Here is a 23,868-nt window from a genome sequence, read left to right as displayed (position 1 = left end):
CGCCATTGTCATGGAAGATGTCTGGAAAGTCTTCGGCGCCCGGGCGCCGGAGGCGATGACGGCCATCCTGCGCGAGCATCTCGACAAGGACGAGGTGGTCAAGCGCTTCGGCTGCGTGGTCGGCGTGGCCGACGTCAGCATCTCGGTCGCCCCAGGGGAGATCTTCTGCGTCATGGGGCTTTCGGGCAGCGGGAAATCGACGCTGATCCGCCATATCAACCGTCTTCTCGAACCGTCGGCCGGCAAGATTTTCGTCGACGGCGAGGACATCATGGCCAAGACGCCGTCCGAACTCAGGGCGCTGCGGTCCCGCAAGATCGGCATGGTGTTTCAAAGCTTCGGCCTGCTTCCACACCGGACGGTTCGCGACAATGTCGCCCTGCCGCTGGAAATCCAGGCGGCAAGCAAGCAGCGTCGCTTCGACGTCGCCGAGGCGGCGCTCGCCAAGGTCAACCTGTCCGGCTGGGGCGATCGCTATTGCCATGAGCTTTCGGGCGGCATGCAGCAGCGCGTCGGGCTGGCTCGGGCGCTGGCCGCGGATTCGGCGATTCTCTTGATGGACGAGCCGTTCAGCGCGCTTGACCCGCTGATAAGGCGGCAGCTTCAAGACGAATTCCTCGCCCTGTCACGATCGATAGGCAAGACGGTCGTCTTCATCACGCATGATCTCGACGAGGCGATCCGCATCGGCGACCGCATCGCGATCATGAAGGATGGTGTCATCATCCAGATCGACACGCCCGAGGAGATCGTCACCGCGCCGAAGCACGAATACGTGGCAAAGTTCGTCGCCGACATTTCGCGCCTGACGGTCATCACCGCGCGGCGCATCATGGAACCCGTCGAGAGCTTCAGGGCACGGGATCGCTCAATGCTGGATATCGATCGGTTGCGCAAGGTCGCCTCGCAGCAGCCGCTGGCCGAGCTTGTCGAACTCGCCGCCCAGGATGCCGCTCCACTGGCGGTAACCGATGGCGGCGGGATTGTCGGCATCGTCGACAGGCAAGCTCTCCTCGAGGGTTTGAGAAAGGGCGCACGACCGTGAACGCTCATGATCCGGTAGCCAAGCCGATGGTCGGGCACGACCTGTCGTCGGAAGAAGGTCTTGTCCGGGATTTCGTGGTCCAGAATTCGGCCTATTACGTCGAGATGTTCGCCCGCATCAGGGACGCGCGAAAGGCCGTCTGGCCGTTCAACGTCGCGGCGGCGCTGCTGGGTCCGGTGTGGGCGGCCGCCCGTGGCACAATGGTGCTGTTCTGGATCGCCTTCTTCCTCGAGATGCTGGCGGTGGTTCAGATCGGCGTTGGCGCAGCCGGAAATCTGGGCGGTGCGGAGATGGCACGGGCCGAACGGCTCACCAAGCAGGCCGAAGCACGCGCCGAGCAGGCGAAAGCCGCGACGGCGGCGGGAGCCGACAATGCCGAAGGCCTGAAATCGTCCGCGGCGGCCTTGGAGAAGGCCGCGAGCGCCGCCCGGCAGCAGGTGGAAACGGCGAGGGCGAAAGTGCCGCTGCTGATCGGAGCGGGTCTCCTCACGCTGCTTGTTGCCAAGCTCATCACCGGGTTTCTCGCCAACAGGATGCTTGAGCGGCGGTTCGCGCGATGGCGCTCGCAGCCCACGCTGCGGCACGGGCTCGATTTTCCGCTCGCCACGGGAGCGCTCGTCTTCTGTCTCCTCGCCTACGGGCTTTCCGTCTATCGCTTCGCCGTCGCGGCACCGGCCGCCTGGCTCACCGTCGCGCCGTCCAATCATGACTGGCAGGCCGCCCTGTCCTCCGGACTGGATGGCTTGATGGCGGCGATATCGCATAGCGGAGAAGGCGTGTTCGGCGTGGTCACGGGGGCGATATCCCTGGTTCTCGACGGCTTGGCCTATGCGCTGACGGGAATGCCCTGGCCGGTGACGATGGCGATCATCCTCGTCCTTGCCTGGCAATTGGCGGGGCCGCGCGTCGCCATCTTCACCGCAGCCGCGCTGGCCTATCTCGCCGTGCTTGGCTTCTGGGAAAAAAGCCTGGAGACAGTGGCCTTGCTGGGCACCGCCGCGGTCCTTTGCCTGGCCATCGGCATTCCGCTCGGCATCTGGTGTGGGCGCAGGCCCCGTGTCTACACGGCATTGCGGCCGGTGCTGGACTTCATGCAGACCATGCCCGCCTTCGTCTATCTCATCCCCGTGATCGCTTTGTTCGGCATCGGCAAACCCCCCGGCGTGATCGCCACCTTGATCTTCGGCACGCCGCCCGTGGTGCGTTTGACGGCGCTTGGGCTGCAAGGTGTGCCGCCGGCCGTCCGCGAAGCCGCGCAAGCCTATGGCGCCACAAGGTGGTTTCTGCTGACGCGGGTGGATCTGCCGCTTGCGATGCCCTCGATCATGGCCGGCATCAACCAGACCATATTGATGTGCCTGTCCATGGTCGTCATCGCCTCGCTGATCGGTGCCAAGGGACTTGGCGAGGACGTCTTGAACGCCCTTCAATATGCGGCGGTGGGGCAGGGGCTGCTGGCGGGTTTCGCGATTTTGCTCTGCGCCATGATCATCGATCGGATCGTGCAGGGAAGGCCCAGCCGGTAGCCTCCGGGCCCCTCGCGTTGCGGCCACTTCAGGACATGCAAGATCGCAACAGCGGCGGCGCTAAAAGATGCCCGCGCCGCCGGTCATGGTCCAATCCACCAGCCTTGCCGTGATCCGGGTCAATGCCTTAGACAGGCGCCCGTGAACAATCCAAAGGCGGAGAAGAACCACATGTCGGACCGGATGAAGACCATCTCCTCTGCCAAGTCGCATGGCGGCGTGCAGGGTGTCTATTCCCACGCTTCCGATGCCTGCTCCTGCGACATGATTTTTGCCGTTTTCGTGCCGCCGCAGGCCCGTGAAAAACCTTGTCCGGTCGTATGGTACCTCTCCGGCCTGACCTGCACCCATGCCAATGTAATGGACAAGGGCGAGTACAGGCGGATGGCCGCAGAGCTTGGCCTGATCGTCGTCTGTCCCGACACCAGCCCCCGCGGCGCCGATATCCCCGACGAGAAGGAGAATTGGCAGTTCGGCAGCGGCGCCGGCTTCTACGTCGATGCGACCCAAGCGCCCTACGCCAGGAACTATCGCATGTATTCCTATGTCACCGAGGAACTGCCGGCGGTGATCGCGCAGGAATTTCCGGCCGACATGACGCGCCAGGCGATCTTTGGCCACTCGATGGGTGGGCATGGCGCGCTGACGATCGCGCTCAAAAATCCCGAGCGCTTCAAGAGCTGCTCGGCGTTTGCGCCGATCGTGCAGCCAAGCACCGCCGGCTGGTCGAGGCCGGCCTTCGAGAAATATCTCGGCGCGGACGAGGCGTCATGGCGGAACTGCGATGCCACCTCGCTCATCGAGGACGGTCACCGCTTCCCGGAGTTCCTCGTCGATCAAGGGAAGTCGGACGGATTTCTCAATGATGGGCTGAGGCCGTGGCTCCTGGAAGCAGCCTGCGCCAAGGCCGGCATTCCCCTGACACTGCGCATGCAGGACGGCTATGATCACTCGTATTTCTTCATTTCGACGTTCATGGACGACCATCTGAAGTGGCACGCCCAAAGGCTCTGATCCGGGGCCAACGTCCGTCGTCGTGTCAGTCGGCCCGACGGTCCGCGACTGGGCGCCGCCCGTCGATCCACAGGGCAAGCAATGTGCAGCCCGCGCCCGAGAGCAAATAAGCACCGGCGGCGATGAGGCCGAAATTGCCGGCCAGCAGCAGGGCTGCGAGCGGCGCGAAGCCGGCGCCGAACATCCATGCCAGATCAGAGGTTATCGCCGAGCCGGTATAGCGATACCGCCGGGAAAAGCTCGATGCGACGACGCCGGACGATTGGCCGAAACTCAGCCCCAGGAGGATGAAACCCAGCACCATGAACAGGGCCTCGCCGATGGTGCCGCCATCGAGAAGCTGCGGGGCAAAACCGCTGAATGTCGCGATTGCGATCGCCGAGCCGCCGAGCAGTGCACGGCGTCCGACGCGGTCGGCCAGCGGCCCCGATGCGACGATGGCCGCAATGCCGAACAGCGCGCTCACCGCCTCGATCACCAGGAAACGCGCCGGTCCCTCATTGGTGAACAGGAATACCCAGGAGAGGGGAAACACCGTCACCATGTGGAACAGGGCGAAACTCGCCAGGGGTGCGAAGGCGCCGACGACGACGTTGCGGCCTTCGGCCCTGATCGTGTCCCTGATCCGGGTCGGCTGCAAATCCCCGCTCTCGTACAATCTTGCGAATTCGGGTGTGACGACGATGCGCAGCCTGGCGAACAGGGCCACGACATTGATGGCGAAGGCGACGAAGAAGGGATAGCGCCAGCCCCACGAGAAGAAGTCGTCGGCCGACAGGTTGGCGACGAAGAAGGCGAAAAGGGAACTCGCCACGATGAGGCCGATCGGCGCGCCCAGTTGCGGGATCATGGCATAGAAGCCGCGCCGGTTCCGTGGCGCGTTCAGCGCCAGCAGCGAGGGCAGCCCGTCCCATGTACCGCCAAGCGCCAGCCCCTGCCCGATGCGGGCCAGCGCCAGCAGCCAGACGGCGACAGCACCTATGTCGCCATAGCCAGGCAGAAACGCGATGGCGACGGTCGACGTGCCGAGCAGGAACAGCGCGATCGTCAGTTTCGCGCCGCGGCCATGGGCGCGATCGACCGCCATGAACAGCACGGAGCCGAATGGGCGCGCGACGAAGGCCAGCGCGAAGATGCAGAATGAGTAGAGCGTGCCGACGAGCGGATCGTGAGCCGGAAACATAAGCTTGGGAAATAAGATGACGGAGGCGATCGCATAGACGAAGAAGTCGAAGAATTCCGACGTCCTGCCCACGATCACGCCGACCGCGATATCGCCCGCGCTGACCTGGCCATGATCCGAGCCGATCAGCCCGCTGTTCGTTTCGGCACTCGAAGTCTGAGCCATTTGTCCGTCGTCACTGAGTGGAATGAGGTGTCAGGGACCTAATTCCCGGGATCCTATCGTGCGCCGCACACTGTGCCAAAGCCACCCCGGCTGGGCACTGGACAAATTGTCCAATGTCACCGCGCGGCCGCCGGCAGTAGCCCTTTGATCGATACCGCAATGCAACATGAGTGGGCAGCGTTTGATGAAACGATTTGGAGCCTTGCTTCTGTTTCCCCTGGCCGGGCTGTTGAGCGGCTGCGATCTGGTTGTGCTGGCGCCCGCGGGCGACGTCGCGGCCCAGCAGCGCGACCTGCTCGTGGTCTCGACCCTGCTGATGCTGGTCATCATCGTACCGGTCATGGCTCTGACTGTCTTTTTCGCTTGCCGCTACCGGCAATCCAACGCGTCGGCGACCTACACGCCGGACTGGGATCATTCGACGAAACTGGAACTGGTGATCTGGGCCGCCCCCCTGCTCATCATCATATGCCTTGGCGCACTCACCTGGCTTGGCACGCACCTGCTCGATCCATACCGCCGGATCGACCGGATCGGGTCCGGCCAGCCGGTCACACAAAACCACAAGCCGCTCAAGGTCGAGGTCGTGGCGCTCGACTGGAAATGGCTCTTCATCTATCCGGACTACGGCATCGCCTCCGTCAACGAGCTGGCGGCGCCGGTCAATCAGCCGATCGATTTCCGCATCACCTCGTCGGCGGTGATGAATTCCTTCTATATTCCGGCACTTGCCGGACAGATCTATGCCATGCCCGGCATGGAGACGAAGCTGCACGCCGTCATCAATCAGCCGGGCACCTATAGCGGCTTCTCGGCCAACTACAGCGGCGCCGGTTTTTCGGGGATGCGTTTCGCCTTCCACGGTCTGTCCGACCAGGCTTTCGACCAATGGGTGGCGCAGACCAGGACCGCGTCGGCGGCGCTCAACCGCGACAGCTATCTCGAACTCGAAAAGCCGAGCGAGAACGAACCGGTCCGCCACTACGCTTCCGTCGATCCCGACCTTTATGGCGCCATCCTCAATTTGTGCGTCGAGCGCGGCAAAATGTGCATGAACGAGATGATGTCGATCGACGCCAAGGGTGGCCTTGGTCTCGCGGGCGTCCGCAACACGCAGCCGCTGCAATATGACAAGCTCGCCCGGCGCGGCGCGATATTCGGCAACGATCCGTCCTATGTCGCCAGCATCTGCACGGCGGAGGAGGCTGCCGCGGCGGCGCGCGCCGCCGGCGATGCCATGCCGACAAACTGGCCGGCGAAGGATCTTTCCCCACTACGCGGGGCGGGGCTGCTGCGCCCCGGGACCGAGAGCCGCCGCGCCGAAGCGGGTACGCCGCCGCTCGGCCTGTTGCGGCGCGAATTGTGAGAGATAGCCGATGCCCGACTCTTTGACCAAGTTCATCTTCGGCCGTCTCACCTGGGAATCGCTGCCCCTGCATGAGCCGATCGTCGTCGCCACCTTCGTCGCGGTCGCGCTCGGTGGCATCGCCCTTCTCGGCGCGATCACCTATTTCAAGCTGTGGGGCTATCTCTGGCGCGAGTGGTTCACCAGCGTCGACCACAAGAAGATCGGCATCATGTACATGGTGTTGGGACTGGTCATGCTGCTGCGCGGCTTCTCGGACGCCATCATGATGCGGCTCCAGCAAGCCATCGCCTTCAACGGCTCCGAGGGCTACCTCAACTCGCATCACTACGACCAGATCTTCACCGCCCATGGCGTGATCATGATCTTCTTCGTGGCGATGCCCTTCGTCACCGGGCTGATGAACTTCGTCGTGCCGCTGCAGATCGGCGCGCGCGACGTCTCCTTCCCCTTCCTCAACAATTTCAGCTTCTGGATGACGGTCGGCGGCGCTATCCTGGTCATGGCGTCGCTGTTCGTCGGTGAATTCGCCCGCACCGGCTGGCTCGCTTATCCGCCGCTCTCCGGCATCGGCTACAGTCCTGACGTCGGCGTCGACTATTACATCTGGGCGCTGCAGGTGGCGGGCGTCGGCACGACGCTGTCGGGCATCAACCTGATCTGCACGATCATCAAGATGCGCGCGCCCGGCATGACGATGATGCGCATGCCTATCTTCACCTGGACGTCGCTTTGCACCAACGTGCTGATCGTGGCGTCCTTCCCGGTGCTGACGGCGGTGCTCGCGATGCTGTCGCTCGACCGCTATGTCGGCACCAACTTCTTCACCAACGACTTCGGCGGCAACCCGATGATGTATGTGAACCTCATCTGGATATGGGGTCACCCGGAAGTCTACATCCTCATCTTGCCGCTGTTCGGCGTCTTTTCCGAGGTCACCTCGACCTTCTCTGGCAAGCGCCTGTTCGGCTACACCTCGATGGTCTACGCCACGGTGGTCATCACCATCCTGTCGTATCTCGTCTGGCTGCATCACTTCTTCACCATGGGCTCCGGCGCCAGCGTCAATTCCTTCTTTGGCATCACCACGATGATCATCTCGATCCCGACCGGGGCGAAGATCTTCAATTGGCTGTTCACCATGTATCGCGGCCGCATCCGCTTCGAACTGCCGATGATGTGGACGGTGGCCTTCATGCTCACCTTCGTCGTCGGCGGCATGACCGGGGTGCTGCTGGCCGTGCCGCCGGCGGATTTCGTGTTGCACAACAGCCTGTTTCTGATCGCGCACTTCCACAACGTCATCATCGGCGGCGTGCTGTTCGGCCTGTTCGCCGGCATTGCCTACTGGTGGCCCAAGGCCTTCGGATTCAAGCTCGATCCATTCTGGGGCAAGGTCTCGTTCTGGTGCTGGGTGGTCGGCTTCTGGTTCGCCTTCATGCCGCTCTACATCCTGGGCCTGATGGGCGTGACGCGCCGCATGCGCGTCTTCGACGACCCTTCGCTGCAGATATGGTTTGTGATCGCCGCCTTCGGCGCGGTGCTGATCGCCTTCGGCATCGCCGCTTTCCTGATCCAGATCTTCGTCTCCATCCGCAGGCGTGCCGAACTCGTCGATGTCACCGGCGATCCGTGGGGCGGTCGCACGCTCGAATGGTCCACCTCCTCGCCGCCGCCGGCCTACAATTTCGCCTTCACGCCGGTCATCCGCGACAATGACGCCTGGTGGGACATGAAGAAGGCCGGCTATCGGCGCCCGCTTTCCGGCTTCAGGCCGATCCATATGCCTGATAACACCGGCACCGGCATCATCCTGGCGGCCTTCAGCGTCGCGCTCGGCTTCGGCATGATCTGGTACATCTGGTGGCTGGCGGCGCTGAGCTTCGTCTGTCTGATCGCCACAGCGATCGGCCACACCTTCAACTATCACCGCGACTTCAACATTCCGGCGGCCGAGGTCACACAAACGGAAGAGGCGAGGACGACGCTTCTCGCCGCTCAGTCCAGGGTTTGAGCATGCTATCGAGGACAATCACGGCCGGCACCGAATCGGTCTTTCATCTGGAAGAAGAGCATGCGCATGCCGAAGGCAGCAGCACCATGCTTGGCTTCTGGCTCTACCTGATGAGCGACTGCCTCGTCTTCGCGATGCTGTTCGCCGCCTATGGCGTGCTCGGCGGCAACTACGCGGCCGGTCCCGCGCCCAAGGACCTGTTCGATCTCGATCTGGTGGCGGTCAACACCGCCATGCTGCTCTTCTCCTCGATCACCTATGGCTTTGCCATGCTGACCATGGACAAGGGCCGCGTGGCCGCGACACAGGCCTGGCTCGCCGTCACCGGCCTGTTCGGCCTGGCCTTCCTGTCGATCGAGCTCTACGAATTCGCCCACATGATCCATGAGGGTGCCACGCCGCAGCGCAGCGCCTTCCTGTCGTCCTTCTTCACCCTGGTGGGAACGCACGGCCTGCATGTCACCTTCGGCACGATCTGGCTGGTGACGCTGATGGTACAGGTCGCGAGATTTGGCCTCATCGAGGCGAACCGCCGCCGCCTGACGTGCCTCTCGATGTTCTGGCACTTCCTCGACGTCGTCTGGATCGGCGTCTTCACCTTCGTCTATCTGATGGGGATGTTGCGATGAACGCTCACGATCACGCCGCCGATCACGGCCACGCGCATGGCGGCGCCGCGCACGGAACGCTGAAAACCTACCTGACCGGTTTCGTCCTGTCGGTGATCCTCACCGCCATCCCGTTCTGGCTGGTCATGACCGGCGCCATCGATAACAAGCAGGCCACGGCCATCGTCGTCATGGCTTTCGCGGCGGTGCAGATCGTGGTCCACATGGTCTTCTTCCTGCATATGAACACCGCCTCGGAAGGCGGATGGTCGATGCTGGCGCTGATCTTCACGCTGATCCTGGTCGTCATCGTGCTGACCGGCTCGCTCTGGGTGATGTACCACCTCAACGCCAACATGATGCCGGGGCTTCACGACATGCGCGAGATGCCATGAGCCCGCCGCCGGGCGCGGGGAGGACCACTATCGAGGCACGGGACGGCCAAGCTGGCATCCGTCTGCGCACCGCGTCACGCAAGGACGCGGGCAGATCGCCCGCGTCGCGTCTTTCTCTCCTGCTGCTCGGGATCTTCGGCGTGCTGGTGTTTGTTGGCCTTGGCATTTGGCAGTTGGAAAGGCGTGTCTGGAAGCTCGATCTGATCGCCCGCGTCGATCAACGTATCCATGCTCCCGTTGTCGATGCGCCTGGCCCGGTGAGTTGGAACGGCTTGACCGCGGCCGGGTCCGAGTACAGCCATGTGCGACTGGCCGGACGCTTTCTGAGTGGCGCCAACACGCTGGTGCAGGCGGTGACGGAGCTTGGCGGCGGATACTGGGTGCTGACGCCGATGCGGACCGACCGCGGCTTCGTCGTGCTGGTCAACCGCGGTTTCGTGCCCGTGGAGCGCAAGGCCGAGTTCGAGCGGGAGAGCGGTGATGGCTTCACCGCGCCGGTCGTCATTGACGGGCTGTTGCGCATGAGCGAGCCCGGCGGCGGCTTCCTGCGCAAGAACGACGTCGCGGACAATCGCTGGTACTCGCGGGACGTTGCCGCCATCGCGACCGCGCGCGGCCTGACTGACGTCGCGCCCTATTTTGTCGATGCGGGAGCGTCCGGCACGGACGGCTGGCCGCGCGGCGGTTTGACCGTCGTGAATTTCCGCAACAGTCATTTGGTCTATGCTTTGACCTGGTTCACGCTCGCTGCGATGCTTGCCGTCGCCCTGGCCGCGCCGATGATCGGCTGCCGCTGGCGGCAAGGACCGGCAAGATGAGCATCGCGACGCACGCGCCTCGCAACGACAAGTCCTTCGCGGCGGTGTCCCCTGCCAACAAGGGCGGCACGGCCGCCAATCCCGATGCGGCGAACAGGAAGAACCTGCTCCTGCTCATCCAACTGCGCTGGCTGGCGGTGGCGGGGCAGGTGCTCACCATTCTGGTGACGGAATACTGGTTCGCCATCCCGCTGCCGTTGCCGGAGATGGCCGGCGTCGTGCTTTTCCTGGTCGGGCTGAACATCTTCAGCCTCCTGGTCTTGCGTGGCCAGCGGCCGATCAGCAACGCGCAGTTGTTCGTCGCGCTGATCTTCGACATGGCGGCATTGACGATCCAGCTTTACCTGAGCGGCGGCGCCTCGAACCCGTTCGTGTCGCTCTATCTGCTGCAGATCACCCTTGGCGCCGCGCTGCTGACACCCTGGTCCACCTGGATCCTGGTGGTGGCCGCCTCCGCCTGCTTCGTCTTCCTCATCTTCCAATTCCTGCCGATCGCGATCCCGCATCACGGCGGCAGCGACCTGTTGGCCTTGCATTTGCGCGGCATGTTCATCTGCTTCGTGCTGGCGGCCGGCCTGATCGTGATCTTCATGACCCGCATCAACCGAAATTTGCGTGAGCGCGATGCCTATCTCGCCGATCTGCGCCAGCGATCGGCCGAGGAGGACCACATCGTGCGCATGGGCCTGCTGGCCTCAGGTGCCGCGCATGAGCTGGGCACGCCGCTTTCGACCATCTCCGTCATCCTCTCCGACTGGCGCCAGATGCGAAGCGTCACCCGCAACCGCGAGCTGGCCGGCGACGTGGCCGAAATGCAGGCGCAGATCGAGCGCTGCAAAAGCATCGTGTCGGGCATCCTCATGTCTTCGGGGCAAGCAAGGGGCGAGGGCACGATCCGCACCAGCATCCGCCATTTCCTCGACGATCTTGTCCAGGAATGGCGTGTCAGCCGCCAGCCGCTCAATCTGGATTACAGGAACGATTTCGAACCTGACGAGCAGATCGTGTCCGACACGGCGCTGAAGCAGGTCGTCTTCAACGTATTCGACAACGCCCAGGAAGCATCGCAGGATTGGGTCGGCGTCACCGCCGAGCGGCAGGGCGAGAAACTGATGATTACCGTGCGCGACCACGGGCCTGGTTTCGACGAGGGTATTCTGGCGGCGCTCGGCCAGCCCTATATGTCGAGCAAGGGACGGCCGGGCGGTGGCCTTGGTCTTTTCCTGGTGATGAATGTGGTTCGAAAGCTGGGAGGCGACTTTTCGGCGCGCAACATGGAGCAGGGGGCTTGTGTCACCCTTTCGCTGCCGCTTGCGGCGCTGACCGATGGAGATGATCATGAAGGCTGATCGATCCCTGTTTATCGTTGAGGACGACGCGACCTTCGCGAAAACGCTGAAGCGGTCCTTCGAAAAGCGCGACTACGACGTCACGGTCTGCCACGGCAGGGAAGACTTGGCTCGCGCCCTCGAAACCGCTGTTCCGGCCTACGCCGTCGTTGATCTCAAGCTGGGAGCCGGCGGCTCCGGGTTGGAATGCGTCAAGCTCCTGAGCGCCCGCGACGCTTCGATGAGGATTGTCGTGCTGACCGGCTTCGCCAGCATCGCCACCGCGGTCGAGGCGATCAAGCTTGGCGCATGCCATTACCTGGCGAAGCCCGCCAACACCGATGACATCGAAGCCGCCTTCGGCAGGGCCGAAGGCGACGTTTCCGTTTCGCTGAGCAGCCGTCCCACCTCGATCAAGAACCTCGAATGGGAGCGCATCCACGAAACGCTCGTCGAGACCGGTTTCAACATCTCCGAAACGGCGCGCCGGCTTGGCCTGCACCGGCGCACTTTGGCCCGCAAGCTCGAGAAACGCGTGGTGAGATAGCCGGAACGCCGTGCCAGCGGACCGGCCGAAAACCGTTTTGGCCCATCGACCACTTGAGACGCGAGCACTCAATGCTTCCCTCTGCGGCCTGGGATACTTATCTGTCGGGACAGACACCGGAACGGGCAACAGGCGTGGCGCAACGATCGGGCAGTGCTGATCTTCCACTTCATGGCGGACGTGTGCCGAAATGGCTGGGCGACCGCATGACGCATCTTGGCGCCGTGATGTGCGAGGCGATCATCCATCACTATGGCCGCAACGAATTGCTGCGGCGGCTGGCGCATCCGTTCTGGTTCCAGTCCTTCGGCGCCGTCATGGGCATGGACTGGCACTCGTCCGGCATCACGACCAGCGTTGTCGGCGCCTTGAAACGCGGCCTCATGCCGCTGTCTGGCGAACTCGGCATCCACGTCTGCGGCGGCCGTGGCGCGCATTCGCGCAAGACCCCGCATGAACTTGCCGCGATCGGCGAGCGCATCGGCTTCGACGGGACACGCCTGGCGACCGCCAGCCGGCTTGTTGCCAAGGTGGACAGCGCCGCGGTCCAGGATGGTTTCGATCTCTATCTGCACGGCTTTATCGTCACCGATGACGGCGACTGGGTGGTGGTGCAGCAAGGCATGAACGGCGACAGCAAGGTGGCACGCCGCTACCATTGGCTCTCCGAAGGCCTTAAGAGCTTCGTCGATCAGCCGCACGCCGCCATCGAGGGCGCCAACCAGGGCGAGATCGTCAACCTGACCGACCATCGTGCCGAGGCCTCGCGTCTGGGCCAGCTGGATTTGCTTCAGGACCTCGGCCCGGACCGCATCCTGCGGGAATTCGCTGCCCTGAGTTCTGGCACCACATCGGCTCCGGAGCAGCCGCTGCTGCCGCATCTGGTCATGCCGGCTCACCATGATGTTCGCGAAAGCGATGTCGTCATGCGCCGCCTGCATGGAAACATGGCGGCGGCGGCCGAACGCGGCCCGGCGGATTTTTCCGAGCTTCTGCTGGTGCCCGGTGTGGGCGCGCGTACGGTGCGCGCATTGGCGCTCGTGGCCGAGGTGGTGCATGGCGCGCCGTGCCGTTTTTCCGATCCCGGCCGTTTCTCGCTCGCGCATGGCGGCAAGGACAGGCACCCGTTTCCTGTTCCGCTCAAGGTCTATGACGAGACGATAGGTGTGCTGAAGTCGGCCGTGCAGAAGGCCAAGCTTGGTCGCGAAGAGGAAATCGGCGCTCTGAGGCGGCTCGACGATCAGTCGCGGCAGGTCGAGCGGTATGTCACCGGCCCCAGCCTGAAGGAGATTGTCGCCGGCGAATTCGACCAGTCGCATCTGCTTGGCGGCCGCAGTGTCTTTGGCTGGGAGCCGGCGCCGGACAAGACGCCCGCCGAGCGAGACAAGACAGGGAAGTAGCGTCGGACGCATCGCGTCATGCCACGCGACGATACCTATAGTGATCCCGGATGAATTTGTTGAAGAAGCTGCCCTTGGAGGAAGACGTCCTGAACGCGGCATAAGTCGCAGCGGCAACGTCCATATAGTCGTAGCGATGGCCGGTGGGCACGAACCAGACTGAGAGGATCCTGGTCGCGGGATCGTATTGTATGTTTCGGATTGCGGTCGACGGCATCTTGGCAACCTGACGGCTCAGCCAGATAAATCCGCAAGCCATGGTCTGGTTCCCTGCCGCGCTGCGCCCAGCTATCCGTCACGCAGGCAAGCGCGAGCCAGTATTGCCTCGTGGTCCGCTCCTCACCATCTAGGCGGGATGTCGCCGCTCAAATCGAAAGCTACCGCCCGCAACGTCGCACTCCAGCACGATCTCTTTGGCGATGCCTCGGATCTGCCGGAGGGGTTTGCCTATCAGGCGGGATTAATCACGCCGCAGGAAGAGACACAGCTCGCCCGGCATCTGGAAGAACTGCCTTTCCAGGCGTTCGACTTTCATGGCCACCTCGCAAACCGGCGCGTCGTCGGGTTCGGCTTGCGCTACGATTATGACCGGCGCGAAGTCGTCGAAGCGCCGCCGATCCCCGACTTCCTGTTGCCTTTGCGCGAGAAGGTCGCGGCCTTTGCGCGTTGGCCTGCCGAGGCCTTCGCGCAGGTGCTGATCAATGAATACCGGCCTGGTGCCGGCATCGGCTGGCATCGCGACAAGCCGCATTTCGAAGATGTCGCTGGCGTCTCGCTGCTTGCGCCCTGCAGCTTCCGGCTTCGCCGAAAGAACGGTAACGGATGGGACCGCCGGACCATCCTGGTCGAGCCAAGGTCGGCCTATCTCATGACGGGGCCTTCGCGCACCGAATGGGAGCACAGCATCCCGCCGCTCGCCGAGCACCGCTATTCGATCACCTTGCGGACATTGCGTTCCCGAGACAGCTGAGCCTGACGGCCAAGCGGAATCGTCCGGGGCGAACGATCTCCGGCCAGGACCGATCTTCGTAAGTCTACTTCACGCCGATCCCGGCGGTCAGGCCGCCATCGATCTTGTAGTCCGCGCCGGTACAGAAGCCTGCCTTCGACGAGCACAGGAAAGCGATGAGTTCCGCCACTTCCTCCGGCTCGCCGATCCGGCCTAGCGGATGGGCGGCGCCGAAGCGCCTGTAGGCCTCTTCGACATCGGCATCGCTGCCGTTTTCTCCACGCGCGGCTTTCTCGAGGATCGGCGTGCGGATCGAACCCGGGCTCACCGAATTGACCCGGATGCCGGCCGCGGCGTAGTCGAGCGCCAGCGAGCGTGTCAGCGTATGGATGGCGCCCTTCGTCGTGGCATAGGCGGCAACGTTCTGCTGGCAGGCGAAGCCCTGTACCGAGGCGACATTGACGATGGCGCCGCCGCCGCGCTTGATCATTTCCGGGATGCCGAAATGCGCGGTCAGATAGATCGACCCGACATTGACCGTCATCGCCCGGTTCCAGGTTTCCCAGTCGGTCGTCGTCGCGGTTCCGTAGGGATGGACCGCGGCGGAATTGACGATGATGTCGAGGCCGCCGAACCGCTCGACTCCGTCGGCAATCGCGTCGCGAACCTGATCGGAAACCGAGACATCGGCGTCCAGGATTCGCGCGCCGGGTCCGAAGCTTTCCAGTTCCGCCTTCATCGCCGCGTTCGCGGCCCGGTCGATGCCGCAGGCGATGATCGCGGCACCTCCAGCCGCAAGGCGTCTGGCGGTTGCCAGGCCAATGCCGGTCGTCCCCGTCACCAATGCCACCTTACCGTCGAAATCCTTCATCGTGGCAGCTCCTTCATGCGCTATGGGAAACCGGTTCTTGGTTTGACACTCATCGTGATCAAACAATAGGTTGCCGGTCTCTCGCAAAAAGGAAAGTGGCAATGGAACAGTGTTGGCGCTGGTATGGGCCGGATGATCCGGTGACGCTTGAGCACATCAAGCAGGCTGGCGCCACCGGCGTGGTTTCAGCACTTCACCACATCTACGATGGCAGGGCCTGGCCTGAAGCCGATGTGCTCGAGCGCAAGCGCATCATCGAGGCCGCCGGCCTGACATGGTCGGTTGTCGAGAGCATCCCGGTCCACAATTCCTTCAAGATCGGCGCACCCGAACGCGAGCGCTATGCCGGCTATTATCGTGACAGCATCCGCGCGCTCGCCAGGGCCGGCATCAAGACGATCTGCTACAATTTCATGCCGGTGGTGGACTGGACCCGCACCGACCTGATGTATCGTCTGCCGACGACAGGCTACGCGCTGCGTTTCGATGCCATCGACTTTGCCGCCTATGATCTTTTCGTGCTGCAGCGCAAGAACGCCGCCACCAGCTATACGCCGGCCCGTATCGCCGAGGCTGAGAAGCGGCTGAAGGTGCTGACGCCGGAAGAGATCGACCAGATCGAGCGCAACCTCATCGCCGGCCTGCCGGCGACCGAGCGCAGCTATAACAGGGACAGTTTTCGCGAGGCCTTGGCCGAATATGATGCGATCGGACCGACGGAGTTGCGCGACAACCTTGCCTGGTTCCTGCGCGAGATCATTCCGGCGGCCGAAGACGAGGGGGTGCGTATGTGCATCCATCCCGACGATCCGCCATTCTCGCTCTATGGCCTGCCGCGTGTCGTTTCGACTGCGGAGGATGCGCGCTTCATTCTCAATGCCGTCGACAGCCCGGCCAATGGGCTGACCTTCTGCACCGGCTCCTACGGCACGCGTGCCGACAACGACATTGTCGCCATGATCAAGGAATTCGCCGAGCGCATCCATTTCGTGCATCTGCGCAACATCACCATCGAGGAGGACGGCTCGTTCTACGAGGCTGAGCATCTCGAAGGTGGCACCGACATGGCGCACGTCATTCTTGCGTTGATGCAGGAAGAGACGCGTCGTCGCGGGAAAGGCCGTGCCGATTGGCAAATCCCGATGCGGCCGGATCACGGCCATCTGCTCGCCGACGATATCGGCAAGAAGAAGATCAATCCCGGCTACTCGTTGATCGGGCGGCTCAAGGGTCTCGCCGAACTGCGCGGCATCATGCGCGCCGTGGAGCGGTTCGGGCTGGCGTGAGCCATAGCGAAGCGGGCTGTTGTCTGCTTCTCTGGCCAGCCTGTTCCATCCCGATCTTCCCAGATTTCCCTTCCGGATCGTGCTCAGCCTGGCTCGGTGGCCAACAATTTCATTGTGCTGGCACGCAAATTTCCGAGTTCGGCGGTGTAGTGCTGACCAGCGCTCTCTTCACGCGTGCCGGCGTCCCAGGGAAGCGACTCTCGCGCCGTCAGTCAGGACCAGCCATCGGTGCAGGGCCGTGGCATACCAAAAGGACAATGCTCTTTGACGACCTTCCCCTTCACTGAAGCCACTCCAATCCAGTTTCAGGCGCCGCTGCCGAAGACGTCGGATGTGGTGATTGTCGGCGGCGGCGTCATCGGCGTGACCGCGGCGCTGTTCCTGGCGCGGCGCAACATACCGGTGACTTTGCTGGAGAAGGGGCGCATCGCCGCCGAGCAGTCCTCGCGCAACTGGGGCTGGATACGCCAGCAGGGCCGCGACGCAGACGAACTGCCCATCGTCATCGAAGCGCAGCGTCTCTGGCGGCAACTGGCCGAGGAAAGCGGCGAAGACATAGGCTTGACACAGACGGGCGTTACCTATCTTGCGCGTACCGACAAGGAAATGGCCGGTTTCGCCAAATTCCTGAAGATAGCCGAAGCTCATGGCGTCGACACGCGTCTTCTCGACCAGGGTGAGACCGCGAGGCTGATCCCGACCATGTCACGCTCCTTCAAGGGCGCCATGACCACGCCGTCGGACATGCGTGCCGAGCCCTGGGTCGCTGTGCCGGCGCTTGCCCGCCTGGCCGCTCGCCAGGGTGTCACCATCATCGAGAACTGTGCCGCACGCATGCTCGATATCTCCGCCGGGCGCGTCAGCGGCGTCTGGACCGAACGAGGCCGCATCGCCACGTCGAGCGTGCTTGTCGCCAGCGGCGCGTGGACATCGCTATTCCTGCGCGCGCACGGAGTTTCGATCCCGCAGCTCAGTGTCCGAACGACCGTCGTGGCGACCGCGCCGATGCCGGAAATCTACGCAGGCGCCGCCGCGGACGAACACATCGCATTCCGGCGCAGAAAGGATGGCGGGTACACGCTGGCGGCAGGAGGCAGCCATCTGCTCTATGTTGGGCCGGACGCTTTTCGCCACGCACCGAAATATCTGCCCGCCCTGAAGGCAAATCCGTTCGGCACGCGCTACCGGCCGGCGGCACCCCGTGCATATCCGGACGCCTGGTCGACCCCACGCAAATGGGATGCGGACAAGGAAAGCCCGTTCGAAAAGATGCGCGTTCTCAATCCTGTTCCCGAGGCCAGGGCCCTTCGCGCCATCGATGCCGGCTTCAGGGGACTTTTCCCGCAATTCGACGCGGTGCCGCTCAAGGCGAGCTGGGCCGGCATGATCGATGCGATGCCGGATGTCGTGCCTGTTGTCGACCGCGCGGCCGCGGTTCCGGGTCTCGTAATCGCGACAGGGATGAGTGGCCACGGCTTCGGCATAGGCCCTGGCATGGGCCGTATCCTGTCCGATTTGATCCAGGGCAACGAGACAGGACACAGCCTTCACAGGTTCCGTCTATCCCGGTTCAGCGATGGCAGCCCGATCCAGTTGGGGCCGTCGCTCTAGACCTCGCTTGTTGACTGGCCTCTGCCAGGATGTCGACATGCTGGCCGACCCTGACGAACCGCGAGACCAGCGCGGCATGATCGCGATCAGCTTTCCCTCGCGAGTGGAAAGAAATATCCCGTTGCGGCTGCAACGAAGGGCTGATTTTTCCTTCCCGGCAATCTGAAGTCGATGAGACTTGCGGGCAATGACGGCCGTCACTACGAGGATCTGCTGGAGCCGGAAATCCGGGGCGGCTGACTTTCTACCGGAAAGGACAGGATTTTCGCAGTATCGTCAGATCTTTAGAAAATCATTCGCCGTATCCGGCCGGAAATCGGTCCAAAAGAGAAAAATCCGTTCGGTGTTTTCCTCCCATTTCGCCGGACGGTGTTCCCCTCTGAAGGTTATGACCTTCTTTTTGGCCGGGCCGCTTTCGCGCCCGGCCATTTTTCTGGGCGCCGTGCACGTTGCCGGCGCCGCGCTGATCGGGCAAGCTTCAATAAAGGCCATGCGCCAGCCATTGGCCGCAATCGGTGGAAAGAAGGAGAGGTCTCATGACATCCAAAGTCGCCGTCATCGCCGGTGCAGGCTCCGGCTTGAGCGCCTCGCTCGCGCGTCTTTTCGCGAAGGAGGGGTTCCATGTGGTCCTGGCTGCCCGCAACGTTGAAAAGCTGGAAGCCTTGCAGGCGCAGACAGGCGCGCAGGCTGTGGCAACGGATGTCTCCGACCCCGCGTCGGTGGCGCGTCTGTTCGATGTCGCCGACAAGGCCGGTCCGCTCTCGCTGGTGGTCTTCAACGCCAGCGGACGCGCCCGTGGACCGATCGCCGAGCTCGATCCCGAGACCGTCCGGCAGGGCTTTGCTGGTCGGGGCTTATGGCGGTTTCCTGGTCGGCCAGGAGGCGACCCACCGGCTCCTCGCCCAGGGGGCGGGCTCGATCTTCTTCACCGGAGCGACGGCAAGCGTGAAGGGGTTCGCGGGCTCCGCCGGTTTTGCAATGCCCAAATTCGGCTTGCGCGGGCTGGCGCAGTCCATGGCGCGTGAACTGGCGCCGAAGAACATCCACGTCGCGCATTTCATCATCGATGGCGCCATTGGCTCAGCCGCGTCCGGGCAGGATTCCGAGCCGCAGGATCGCCGGCTGTCACCCGATGCGATCGCGCAGGCCTATCTCTCCATCCATCGCCAGCACCGCAGCGCCTGGACCTGGGAAATGGAACTCAGGCCCTGGGTTGAGACCTTCTGACAGGACTGGCGCAATGTGCGACTTCCGAGCGTCCTGCGGGCTCGGTTCAGAGGAGTCGACATTGCATGAGGATGTCACTATATAGCGGCGGCCTCGCGGGCTCGCGCCTTGAAGCGCAACGTCCAAAGGCGGCTGTAGCGACAGCCATTGAGATGCGAAACGGACTGAAAGCCGTAAAAAGATAGAAGCAATTGCTCGGAGCGGGACCGATCCCGCCAACGGTACAGTCCTTCAGAACCAGAAAATGTTCTTCATCTCTCGATTTCCTTCGGCTCTGTGGACCTTGGACGGCATCGACTTGCCGGCTGGCCGCGACTCGGCTGGAATGGGAGCATGCATCCTTTGTTGGATGCCGACGTTTATGATTACCAACCGGCTTTGCCGCAAGGGAACAGCAATATGAGTGAACACGCGATCGAATTCTTGCGGGGATGGATCGGCGAAAAGGTCCATTGCCAAGCCCATGCCAGGATCGAGAAGCAGGCCGAGACACTGGCCAAGGAATGCGCCGCCAAGGCGGCCGAGGTCGGCATCCCGTTGGAGGACATCCAGGAGGAAGTCGGCGATATTCAGGAGTTGATCGCCTCCAGGCTCGAGGAAGCCGCCGAGGCCGATGAACACCAGCAGCCTTCCAGCAAGGCCGCGGAATAAATTGAGGGTCGAAGCTGCCTGAATGCGCGGGCCATCTGGCCCGCGTTTCGTCTCAGCCGAACTTTTCCTTCAGCCACGCCTTCGGCAGTGCCGGCACGAAATTGCCGTCGCGCCCGGTCATGTCGTCATTGGCGACAAGGGCGTTGAGGATCGATTCTTCCACGGTCTGGATCACCGCGTCGAAAAACGGATCGATGTCCGTATCGGGGATGAAATCGGCATTGGCGATGCGGCCCGATGGCGCCAGCGCCGCGTCGGGATTGGCTGTCGAGAAGGCGAGAAAGATATCGCCCGAGCTGTGATAGCCGAAGCCGCCGGTCATGGCGACGCCGAGCGGCACACGGCGAGCCAGCCGCTTCATCTGGTGCGGCAGGAACGGCGCGTCGGTGGCGATGACGGCAATGATGGAGCCCTTTTCGGCGCGCGGCGTTCCCTCGCGGACAGCTGGCTCGATAAGGTCCGGTCCGGCACGCAGGCCACGAAGGGTAAAATTGCGCCGCTTGCCGAAATTCGACTGCACGAAGGCGCCCACCGTGTAGCTGCGCCCTTGCCATGCGACGATGCGTGACGCCGTGCCGGAACCGGCCTTGAAGCCGAAAGTGATCATGCCGGTGCCGCCGCCGACGCTGCCTTCCTCGACCGGGCCGCCCGCCGCGCCATCGAGCGCCTCGGCGACATGCGCAAACGTCAAATGGTGGCCGTTTATGTCGTTGAGGAACCCGTCATAGGTCTCCGCCGCCACCGGCAGGCCCCAGGCACTGTCGATTGCGGCCGGCAGCGCCTGGTTCATCCAACGCAGCGTGCCGTCACGCGAAACCCCGCAGGAATGCGTGTTGGTGATGGTGATCGGGAAGTTGAAAGCGCCGGTTTCCTCGACGATATGCGAGCCGGTCAACTCACCATTGCCATTCTGGCTGAAGATGCCGGCGAAAACTGGCGCGGCCAATTCGGCACGCGGCCTCGGCAGAATGGCGGTGACGCCGGTGCGCACCGGCCCCTTGCCGACGACGAGCGCGCCATCGCCCGATATCAGCGTCGAATAGCCGACCGCGACACCGGGCACGTCGGTGATCGCATTGAACGGCCCGGGCGTTCCGTCAAAGCCGATGCCGATGCTTCGCGCGCGCGGCTTGCCTGACGGCGTTGCCAAATGATGATGCGGATTGTCGGTCATGATCTCAGAACAGCGATCCCTGTTTGCCGGGTTCCTTGGTCTTGGCCGCCGGTCTGGCAGCCGGCCTTGGCCGAGCGGTCCCGCTGGTTGCCACCGCATCCGCCGTGCCGTCCGCGAACTCCAACGACAGCGCCATCCCCGACGCCACGTCGGCCGCCTGCTTGATGACGGCGCCGTCGGCGTCCTTCACCAGCGCGAAGCCACGCGCCAGGACGGCCTTGTGGGAAAGCGTCGCCATCAGCCGGTCGGCCTGGCCAATGCGGCCGCGCAGCCGCTCCAGCCTGAGCAGTACCGCCTGGCTGCCACGTCTGGTCAGTGTCGTCAGCAAATCCCTCTGCACACGTTGCCGCCGTGCCGTCGGCTCGATGGTGATGCGACCCTGCAATAATGCCAACTGCTGCCTGTGACGCTGCAACGACGCCTTGGCGCATTTTGGCAACTGATCGGCGGCGCGGTTCAGTTCAGCGCGCCGTGCCCTCGTCAGCGCGCGCAGCGCCCCTTGCGCCCGCAAAAGGTTCCGATCGTTGGTGCGCCGCGCCTCGGCAATCCTCTGCGACAGCATCGCCGGCGTCAATTTTACGGCGAAGAATCGTGCCCGCTTGCGTTCGGTGGACACCATCAGGCCGCGGCCGAGCCGGCTCGTCGCATCATCGAGGCGCCGGCGCGGCAGCGCCAGCAATTGATCGGGCGAGGGCAGTGCGCGCGCCGCCGCGCGGGCTGCCTGCCGCTTGCGCTCGAAATTGCGCAGCACCGCGGCCTTCAGCCGCGCGCCGAGACTGGCAAGCGTCGCTTCGAGGTCGGCCCTCACCGGCACGGCGATTTCGGCGGCACCCGTCGGTGTCGGCGCCCGCACGTCCGCGACGAGGTCGATCAGCGTCCAGTCCGTCTCGTGGCCGACCGCCGAGATCACCGGAATGCCGGAGGCGGAAACTGCCCGCGCCAGTGCCTCGTCGTTGAAGCCCCACAGATCTTCCAGGCTGCCGCCGCCGCGCGCGACGATCAAAAGGTCGGGGCGCTGGATGGGGCCATCCCATGCCAGCGCGTTGAAGCCGGTGACGGCATTGGTCACTTCCGCGCTCGCGGTTTCGCCCTGCACGCGCACCGGCCAGACGAGCACATGCAGCGGAAAGCGGTCCTTGATGCGGTGGATGATATCGCGGATGACGGACCCGGTCGGCGAGGTGACGACACCGATGACGCACGGCATGAACGGCAGCCGGCGTTTGCGGCCCGGGTCGAAAAGCCCTTCCGCCTGCAGCCGGCGCTTGCGCTCCTCCAGCAGCGCCATCAGTGCGCCGGCGCCGGCCGGCTCGAGATTGTCGATAACGATCTGGTAGTTGGACTTGCCGGGATAGGTGGTCAGCTTGCCGGTGGCGATCACCTCCATCCCTTCCTCGGGACGGAATTTCAGCCGGCTCATCGTGCCTTTCCACACCACGGCGTCGAGCCGGGCGCGGTCGTCCTTCAGCGCGAAATAGGCATGGCCGGAGGAGTGCGGTCCGCGATAGCCCGAAATTTCGCCGCGCACCCGCACATTGCCGAAGACGTCCTCCACCGTGCGCTTCAAGGCACCGGATATTTCGCTCACCGTGTATTCGGTGGCATTGGTGCGTGATTCGGATGCTGCTTCGCTCATCGGCCGATTGGGGGCTGGTTGGCGCCCCACGTCAAGACGCCCATGTCAGGCCAGCCATTCATGACCTGGTGCCTGACCCTTTCTACCAGCCTGGCAGGATCTGGTTCGGCCTGGTCCGCTTCATCTTGGCGAAGGCAAGGGCGGCGAAGTCGAAGGTTCCCGTCTCCTCGCCGAGCGGCACCGAGATATTGTCCAGGCTTTCCGAGATATGACGGGCAAGCGCGTCGACGATCTCCGGCCGCGACGTCTGGCCGCGCATGATGCCGATGCGGCAGTCGGGCAGGGCGCCGAAGCCGTCGGCTTCGCCCAGCACGCGCATGCCGGGCCTGAGCGCGCATTCCGGCAGCACGGATATCGCCAGGCCAGACAGCACCGCGGCGGTGATGACGGTTGCCGAGAAGCTGGTGAACAGGATGCGATAGTCGCGGTTCTGCTGGTCCAGCACATCGACGGCGGCGCGCCGCCAGATGCAGTTCGGTCGGCCAAAGGCCATCGGCAGGATTTCCTGCTCGTGCGTCGCATGGTTGGCCGAAGAAACCCACAGCAGCGGTTCGCGCCGCACGACTTCCGATTGGCCGCGGACATCATTGTGCGTCACCAGCGCCAGGTCGAGATTGCCGCGCTTGATATGCTCGACCAGCCCCGGCGTCGGCTCGCAGATCACGGTCAGTTCGACGCGCGGATTGGAGCGCGTGAAGCGCGCCATGATCTCCGGCAGGAAACGGTCGGCATAGTCGTCCGGCGTGCCGATGCGGATCGTGCCTTCGAGCCGCTGGTCATCGAAGGCGGCGAGTGTTTCGCGGTTGAGGTAGAGCAGCCGTCTTGCGTAGGAGAGCAGCTTGTCGCCTTCCTCCGTCAGCCTGTTGCTGCGCCCGTCCTTCTCGAACAGCGGCTTGCCGATCCGCTCCTCCAGCCGGCGCATCTGCATCGACACGGCCGACTGGGTGCGATGCACTTCTTCCGCCGCGCGAGTAAAACTGCCGGTATCGGCGATCGAGATGAAGGTCTGCAACTGATCGAGATCGAGTGGCGCTTTCATCGAGATGATCCATCA

The 23,868-nt window shown here is 63.6% G+C and carries 23 protein-coding genes and 1 pseudogene; 17 read left to right on the top strand and 7 right to left on the bottom strand.

Annotated features, from left to right (window positions below; all coding sequences use genetic code 11):
- The first annotated feature begins 10 nt into the window (after positions 1–10).
- The 3 genes from FJ548_RS01080 to fghA all read left to right on the top strand — a co-directional run bounded on the left by FJ548_RS01080 (position 11) and on the right by fghA (position 3,585).
- On the top strand, positions 11–1,045 hold the full coding sequence (locus FJ548_RS01080; protein WP_140776465.1) for a betaine/proline/choline family ABC transporter ATP-binding protein: 1,035 nt from the start codon (positions 11–13) through the stop codon (positions 1,043–1,045).
- Complete coding sequence (locus FJ548_RS01075) at positions 1,042–2,571, top strand: ABC transporter permease subunit (protein WP_210242631.1); 1,530 nt, start codon at positions 1,042–1,044, stop codon at positions 2,569–2,571. Before FJ548_RS01080 ends, FJ548_RS01075 begins: the two co-directional genes overlap by 4 nt.
- A gap of 171 nt (positions 2,572–2,742) precedes the next feature.
- Entirely contained in the window at positions 2,743–3,585 is an 843-nt protein-coding gene (gene fghA / locus FJ548_RS01070; protein ID WP_140776461.1) for an S-formylglutathione hydrolase, read from the top strand.
- A 25-nt stretch (positions 3,586–3,610) separates the two neighbouring features.
- Here fghA and FJ548_RS01065 read toward each other — a convergent pair whose 3' ends face one another.
- Positions 3,611–4,933 carry an MFS transporter gene (locus FJ548_RS01065; RefSeq protein ID WP_140776333.1) on the bottom strand — a complete coding sequence of 441 codons (1,323 nt, stop codon included), beginning with the start codon at positions 4,931–4,933 and terminating at the stop codon, positions 3,611–3,613.
- 184 nt (positions 4,934–5,117) lie between these two features.
- On the opposite strand from FJ548_RS01065, the gene cyoA reads away from it, so the two are divergent.
- From cyoA to FJ548_RS01025, 8 genes are all read left to right on the top strand, one after another.
- Positions 5,118–6,299 carry a ubiquinol oxidase subunit II gene (gene cyoA / locus FJ548_RS01060; RefSeq protein ID WP_140776331.1) on the top strand — a complete coding sequence of 394 codons (1,182 nt, stop codon included), beginning with the start codon at positions 5,118–5,120 and terminating at the stop codon, positions 6,297–6,299.
- Positions 6,300–6,309: 10 nt separating this feature from the next.
- Positions 6,310–8,313: a cytochrome o ubiquinol oxidase subunit I gene (gene cyoB / locus FJ548_RS01055; protein WP_140776329.1), complete on the top strand. Its 2,004-nt coding sequence runs from the start codon at positions 6,310–6,312 to the stop codon at positions 8,311–8,313.
- A gap of 2 nt (positions 8,314–8,315) precedes the next feature.
- Positions 8,316–8,942, top strand: a complete 627-nt coding sequence (gene cyoC / locus FJ548_RS01050) for a cytochrome o ubiquinol oxidase subunit III (protein ID WP_140766250.1) — start codon at positions 8,316–8,318, stop codon at positions 8,940–8,942.
- Positions 8,939–9,316: a cytochrome o ubiquinol oxidase subunit IV gene (cyoD, locus tag FJ548_RS01045; RefSeq protein WP_140766249.1), complete on the top strand. Its 378-nt coding sequence runs from the start codon at positions 8,939–8,941 to the stop codon at positions 9,314–9,316. Before cyoC ends, cyoD begins: the two co-directional genes overlap by 4 nt.
- Entirely contained in the window at positions 9,313–10,134 is an 822-nt protein-coding gene (locus FJ548_RS01040; protein WP_140776327.1) for an SURF1 family protein, read from the top strand. The genes cyoD and FJ548_RS01040 overlap by 4 nt, the downstream gene beginning before the upstream one ends.
- Positions 10,131–11,483, top strand: coding sequence for an ATP-binding protein (locus tag FJ548_RS01035; protein ID WP_140776325.1), 1,353 nt, complete (start codon positions 10,131–10,133; stop codon positions 11,481–11,483). The genes FJ548_RS01040 and FJ548_RS01035 overlap by 4 nt, the downstream gene beginning before the upstream one ends.
- Positions 11,473–12,009, top strand: a complete 537-nt coding sequence (locus FJ548_RS01030) for a response regulator transcription factor (RefSeq protein ID WP_181165667.1) — start codon at positions 11,473–11,475, stop codon at positions 12,007–12,009. The genes FJ548_RS01035 and FJ548_RS01030 overlap by 11 nt, the downstream gene beginning before the upstream one ends.
- 134 nt (positions 12,010–12,143) lie before the next feature.
- Complete coding sequence (locus tag FJ548_RS01025) at positions 12,144–13,409, top strand: DUF763 domain-containing protein (RefSeq protein ID WP_140776459.1); 1,266 nt, start codon at positions 12,144–12,146, stop codon at positions 13,407–13,409.
- A gap of 16 nt (positions 13,410–13,425) precedes the next feature.
- Here the strand turns inward: FJ548_RS01025 and FJ548_RS01020 are convergent, their stop codons facing one another.
- Positions 13,426–13,626, bottom strand: a complete 201-nt coding sequence (locus FJ548_RS01020) for a KTSC domain-containing protein (RefSeq protein ID WP_140610949.1) — start codon at positions 13,624–13,626, stop codon at positions 13,426–13,428.
- A 138-nt stretch (positions 13,627–13,764) separates the two neighbouring features.
- Between FJ548_RS01020 and FJ548_RS01015 the strand changes: the two genes are divergently transcribed.
- Entirely contained in the window at positions 13,765–14,379 is a 615-nt protein-coding gene (locus tag FJ548_RS01015; RefSeq protein WP_140610948.1) for an alpha-ketoglutarate-dependent dioxygenase AlkB, read from the top strand.
- 64 nt (positions 14,380–14,443) lie between these two features.
- Here the strand turns inward: FJ548_RS01015 and FJ548_RS01010 are convergent, their stop codons facing one another.
- Positions 14,444–15,229 (bottom strand): SDR family oxidoreductase, encoded by a 786-nt coding sequence (locus FJ548_RS01010; RefSeq protein ID WP_140776323.1) that lies wholly within the window; start codon positions 15,227–15,229, stop codon positions 14,444–14,446.
- Between the two features lie 101 nt (positions 15,230–15,330).
- Between FJ548_RS01010 and uxuA the strand changes: the two genes are divergently transcribed.
- The 3 genes from uxuA to FJ548_RS30665 all read left to right on the top strand — a co-directional run bounded on the left by uxuA (position 15,331) and on the right by FJ548_RS30665 (position 18,292).
- Entirely contained in the window at positions 15,331–16,515 is a 1,185-nt protein-coding gene (gene uxuA / locus FJ548_RS01005; RefSeq protein ID WP_140776321.1) for a mannonate dehydratase, read from the top strand.
- 264 nt (positions 16,516–16,779) lie between these two features.
- Complete coding sequence (locus tag FJ548_RS01000; RefSeq protein WP_140776319.1) at positions 16,780–18,126, top strand: FAD-binding oxidoreductase; 1,347 nt, start codon at positions 16,780–16,782, stop codon at positions 18,124–18,126.
- A 37-nt stretch (positions 18,127–18,163) separates the two neighbouring features.
- Positions 18,164–18,292 carry a hypothetical protein gene (locus tag FJ548_RS30665; protein WP_281407039.1) on the top strand — a complete coding sequence of 43 codons (129 nt, stop codon included), beginning with the start codon at positions 18,164–18,166 and terminating at the stop codon, positions 18,290–18,292.
- A gap of 110 nt (positions 18,293–18,402) precedes the next feature.
- On the opposite strand, the gene FJ548_RS00995 is transcribed toward FJ548_RS30665, so the two are convergent.
- Complete coding sequence (locus FJ548_RS00995; RefSeq protein ID WP_140776317.1) at positions 18,403–18,618, bottom strand: hypothetical protein; 216 nt, start codon at positions 18,616–18,618, stop codon at positions 18,403–18,405.
- Positions 18,619–18,662: 44 nt separating this feature from the next.
- On the opposite strand from FJ548_RS00995, the pseudogene FJ548_RS00990 reads away from it, so the two are divergent.
- Both FJ548_RS00990 and FJ548_RS00985 read left to right on the top strand, forming a co-directional pair.
- Positions 18,663–19,353 (top strand): annotated as a pseudogene (locus FJ548_RS00990) (SDR family NAD(P)-dependent oxidoreductase).
- A 399-nt stretch (positions 19,354–19,752) separates the two neighbouring features.
- Positions 19,753–20,004 (top strand): DUF768 domain-containing protein, encoded by a 252-nt coding sequence (locus FJ548_RS00985; protein WP_140610982.1) that lies wholly within the window; start codon positions 19,753–19,755, stop codon positions 20,002–20,004.
- Positions 20,005–20,056: 52 nt separating this feature from the next.
- Here FJ548_RS00985 and FJ548_RS00980 read toward each other — a convergent pair whose 3' ends face one another.
- The 3 genes from FJ548_RS00980 to FJ548_RS00970 all read right to left on the bottom strand — a co-directional run bounded on the left by FJ548_RS00980 (position 20,057) and on the right by FJ548_RS00970 (position 23,853).
- Positions 20,057–21,178: a P1 family peptidase gene (locus FJ548_RS00980; protein ID WP_140776315.1), complete on the bottom strand. Its 1,122-nt coding sequence runs from the start codon at positions 21,176–21,178 to the stop codon at positions 20,057–20,059.
- Positions 21,179–21,182: 4 nt separating this feature from the next.
- Positions 21,183–22,814, bottom strand: a complete 1,632-nt coding sequence (gene xseA / locus FJ548_RS00975; RefSeq protein ID WP_140776313.1) for an exodeoxyribonuclease VII large subunit — start codon at positions 22,812–22,814, stop codon at positions 21,183–21,185.
- Between the two features lie 82 nt (positions 22,815–22,896).
- Positions 22,897–23,853 (bottom strand): LysR substrate-binding domain-containing protein, encoded by a 957-nt coding sequence (locus FJ548_RS00970; protein ID WP_140776311.1) that lies wholly within the window; start codon positions 23,851–23,853, stop codon positions 22,897–22,899.
- Positions 23,854–23,868 lie beyond the last annotated feature (15 nt).

Source organism: Mesorhizobium sp. B2-4-17, assembly GCF_006441275.1.
Classification (GTDB): Bacteria; Pseudomonadota; Alphaproteobacteria; order Rhizobiales; family Rhizobiaceae; genus Mesorhizobium.
Note: the sequence above shows the minus strand (reverse complement) of the source record. Positions and strands in the feature narration are given on the sequence as shown.

Coding starts and splice junctions, on each gene's coding strand:
- xseA (WP_140776313.1), bottom strand. CDS start 22,814: ATGAGCGAAGCAGCATCCGAATCACGCACCAATGCCACCGAATACACG.
- FJ548_RS00985 (WP_140610982.1), top strand. CDS start 19,753: ATGAGTGAACACGCGATCGAATTCTTGCGGGGATGGATCGGCGAAAAG.
- FJ548_RS00995 (WP_140776317.1), bottom strand. CDS start 18,618: ATGGCCTTTATTGAAGCTTGCCCGATCAGCGCGGCGCCGGCAACGTGC.
- FJ548_RS01080 (WP_140776465.1), top strand. CDS start 11: ATGGAAGATGTCTGGAAAGTCTTCGGCGCCCGGGCGCCGGAGGCGATG.
- FJ548_RS01065 (WP_140776333.1), bottom strand. CDS start 4,933: ATGGCTCAGACTTCGAGTGCCGAAACGAACAGCGGGCTGATCGGCTCG.
- FJ548_RS01040 (WP_140776327.1), top strand. CDS start 9,313: ATGAGCCCGCCGCCGGGCGCGGGGAGGACCACTATCGAGGCACGGGAC.
- FJ548_RS01035 (WP_140776325.1), top strand. CDS start 10,131: ATGAGCATCGCGACGCACGCGCCTCGCAACGACAAGTCCTTCGCGGCG.
- FJ548_RS01010 (WP_140776323.1), bottom strand. CDS start 15,229: ATGAAGGATTTCGACGGTAAGGTGGCATTGGTGACGGGGACGACCGGC.
- FJ548_RS01015 (WP_140610948.1), top strand. CDS start 13,765: ATGTCGCCGCTCAAATCGAAAGCTACCGCCCGCAACGTCGCACTCCAG.
- fghA (WP_140776461.1), top strand. CDS start 2,743: ATGTCGGACCGGATGAAGACCATCTCCTCTGCCAAGTCGCATGGCGGC.
- FJ548_RS01030 (WP_181165667.1), top strand. CDS start 11,473: ATGAAGGCTGATCGATCCCTGTTTATCGTTGAGGACGACGCGACCTTC.
- cyoB (WP_140776329.1), top strand. CDS start 6,310: ATGCCCGACTCTTTGACCAAGTTCATCTTCGGCCGTCTCACCTGGGAA.
- FJ548_RS00980 (WP_140776315.1), bottom strand. CDS start 21,178: ATGACCGACAATCCGCATCATCATTTGGCAACGCCGTCAGGCAAGCCG.
- cyoA (WP_140776331.1), top strand. CDS start 5,118: ATGAAACGATTTGGAGCCTTGCTTCTGTTTCCCCTGGCCGGGCTGTTG.
- cyoD (WP_140766249.1), top strand. CDS start 8,939: ATGAACGCTCACGATCACGCCGCCGATCACGGCCACGCGCATGGCGGC.
- FJ548_RS01020 (WP_140610949.1), bottom strand. CDS start 13,626: ATGCCGTCGACCGCAATCCGAAACATACAATACGATCCCGCGACCAGG.
- FJ548_RS30665 (WP_281407039.1), top strand. CDS start 18,164: ATGCTGGCCGACCCTGACGAACCGCGAGACCAGCGCGGCATGATCGCG.
- uxuA (WP_140776321.1), top strand. CDS start 15,331: ATGGAACAGTGTTGGCGCTGGTATGGGCCGGATGATCCGGTGACGCTT.
- cyoC (WP_140766250.1), top strand. CDS start 8,316: ATGCTATCGAGGACAATCACGGCCGGCACCGAATCGGTCTTTCATCTG.
- FJ548_RS00970 (WP_140776311.1), bottom strand. CDS start 23,853: ATGAAAGCGCCACTCGATCTCGATCAGTTGCAGACCTTCATCTCGATC.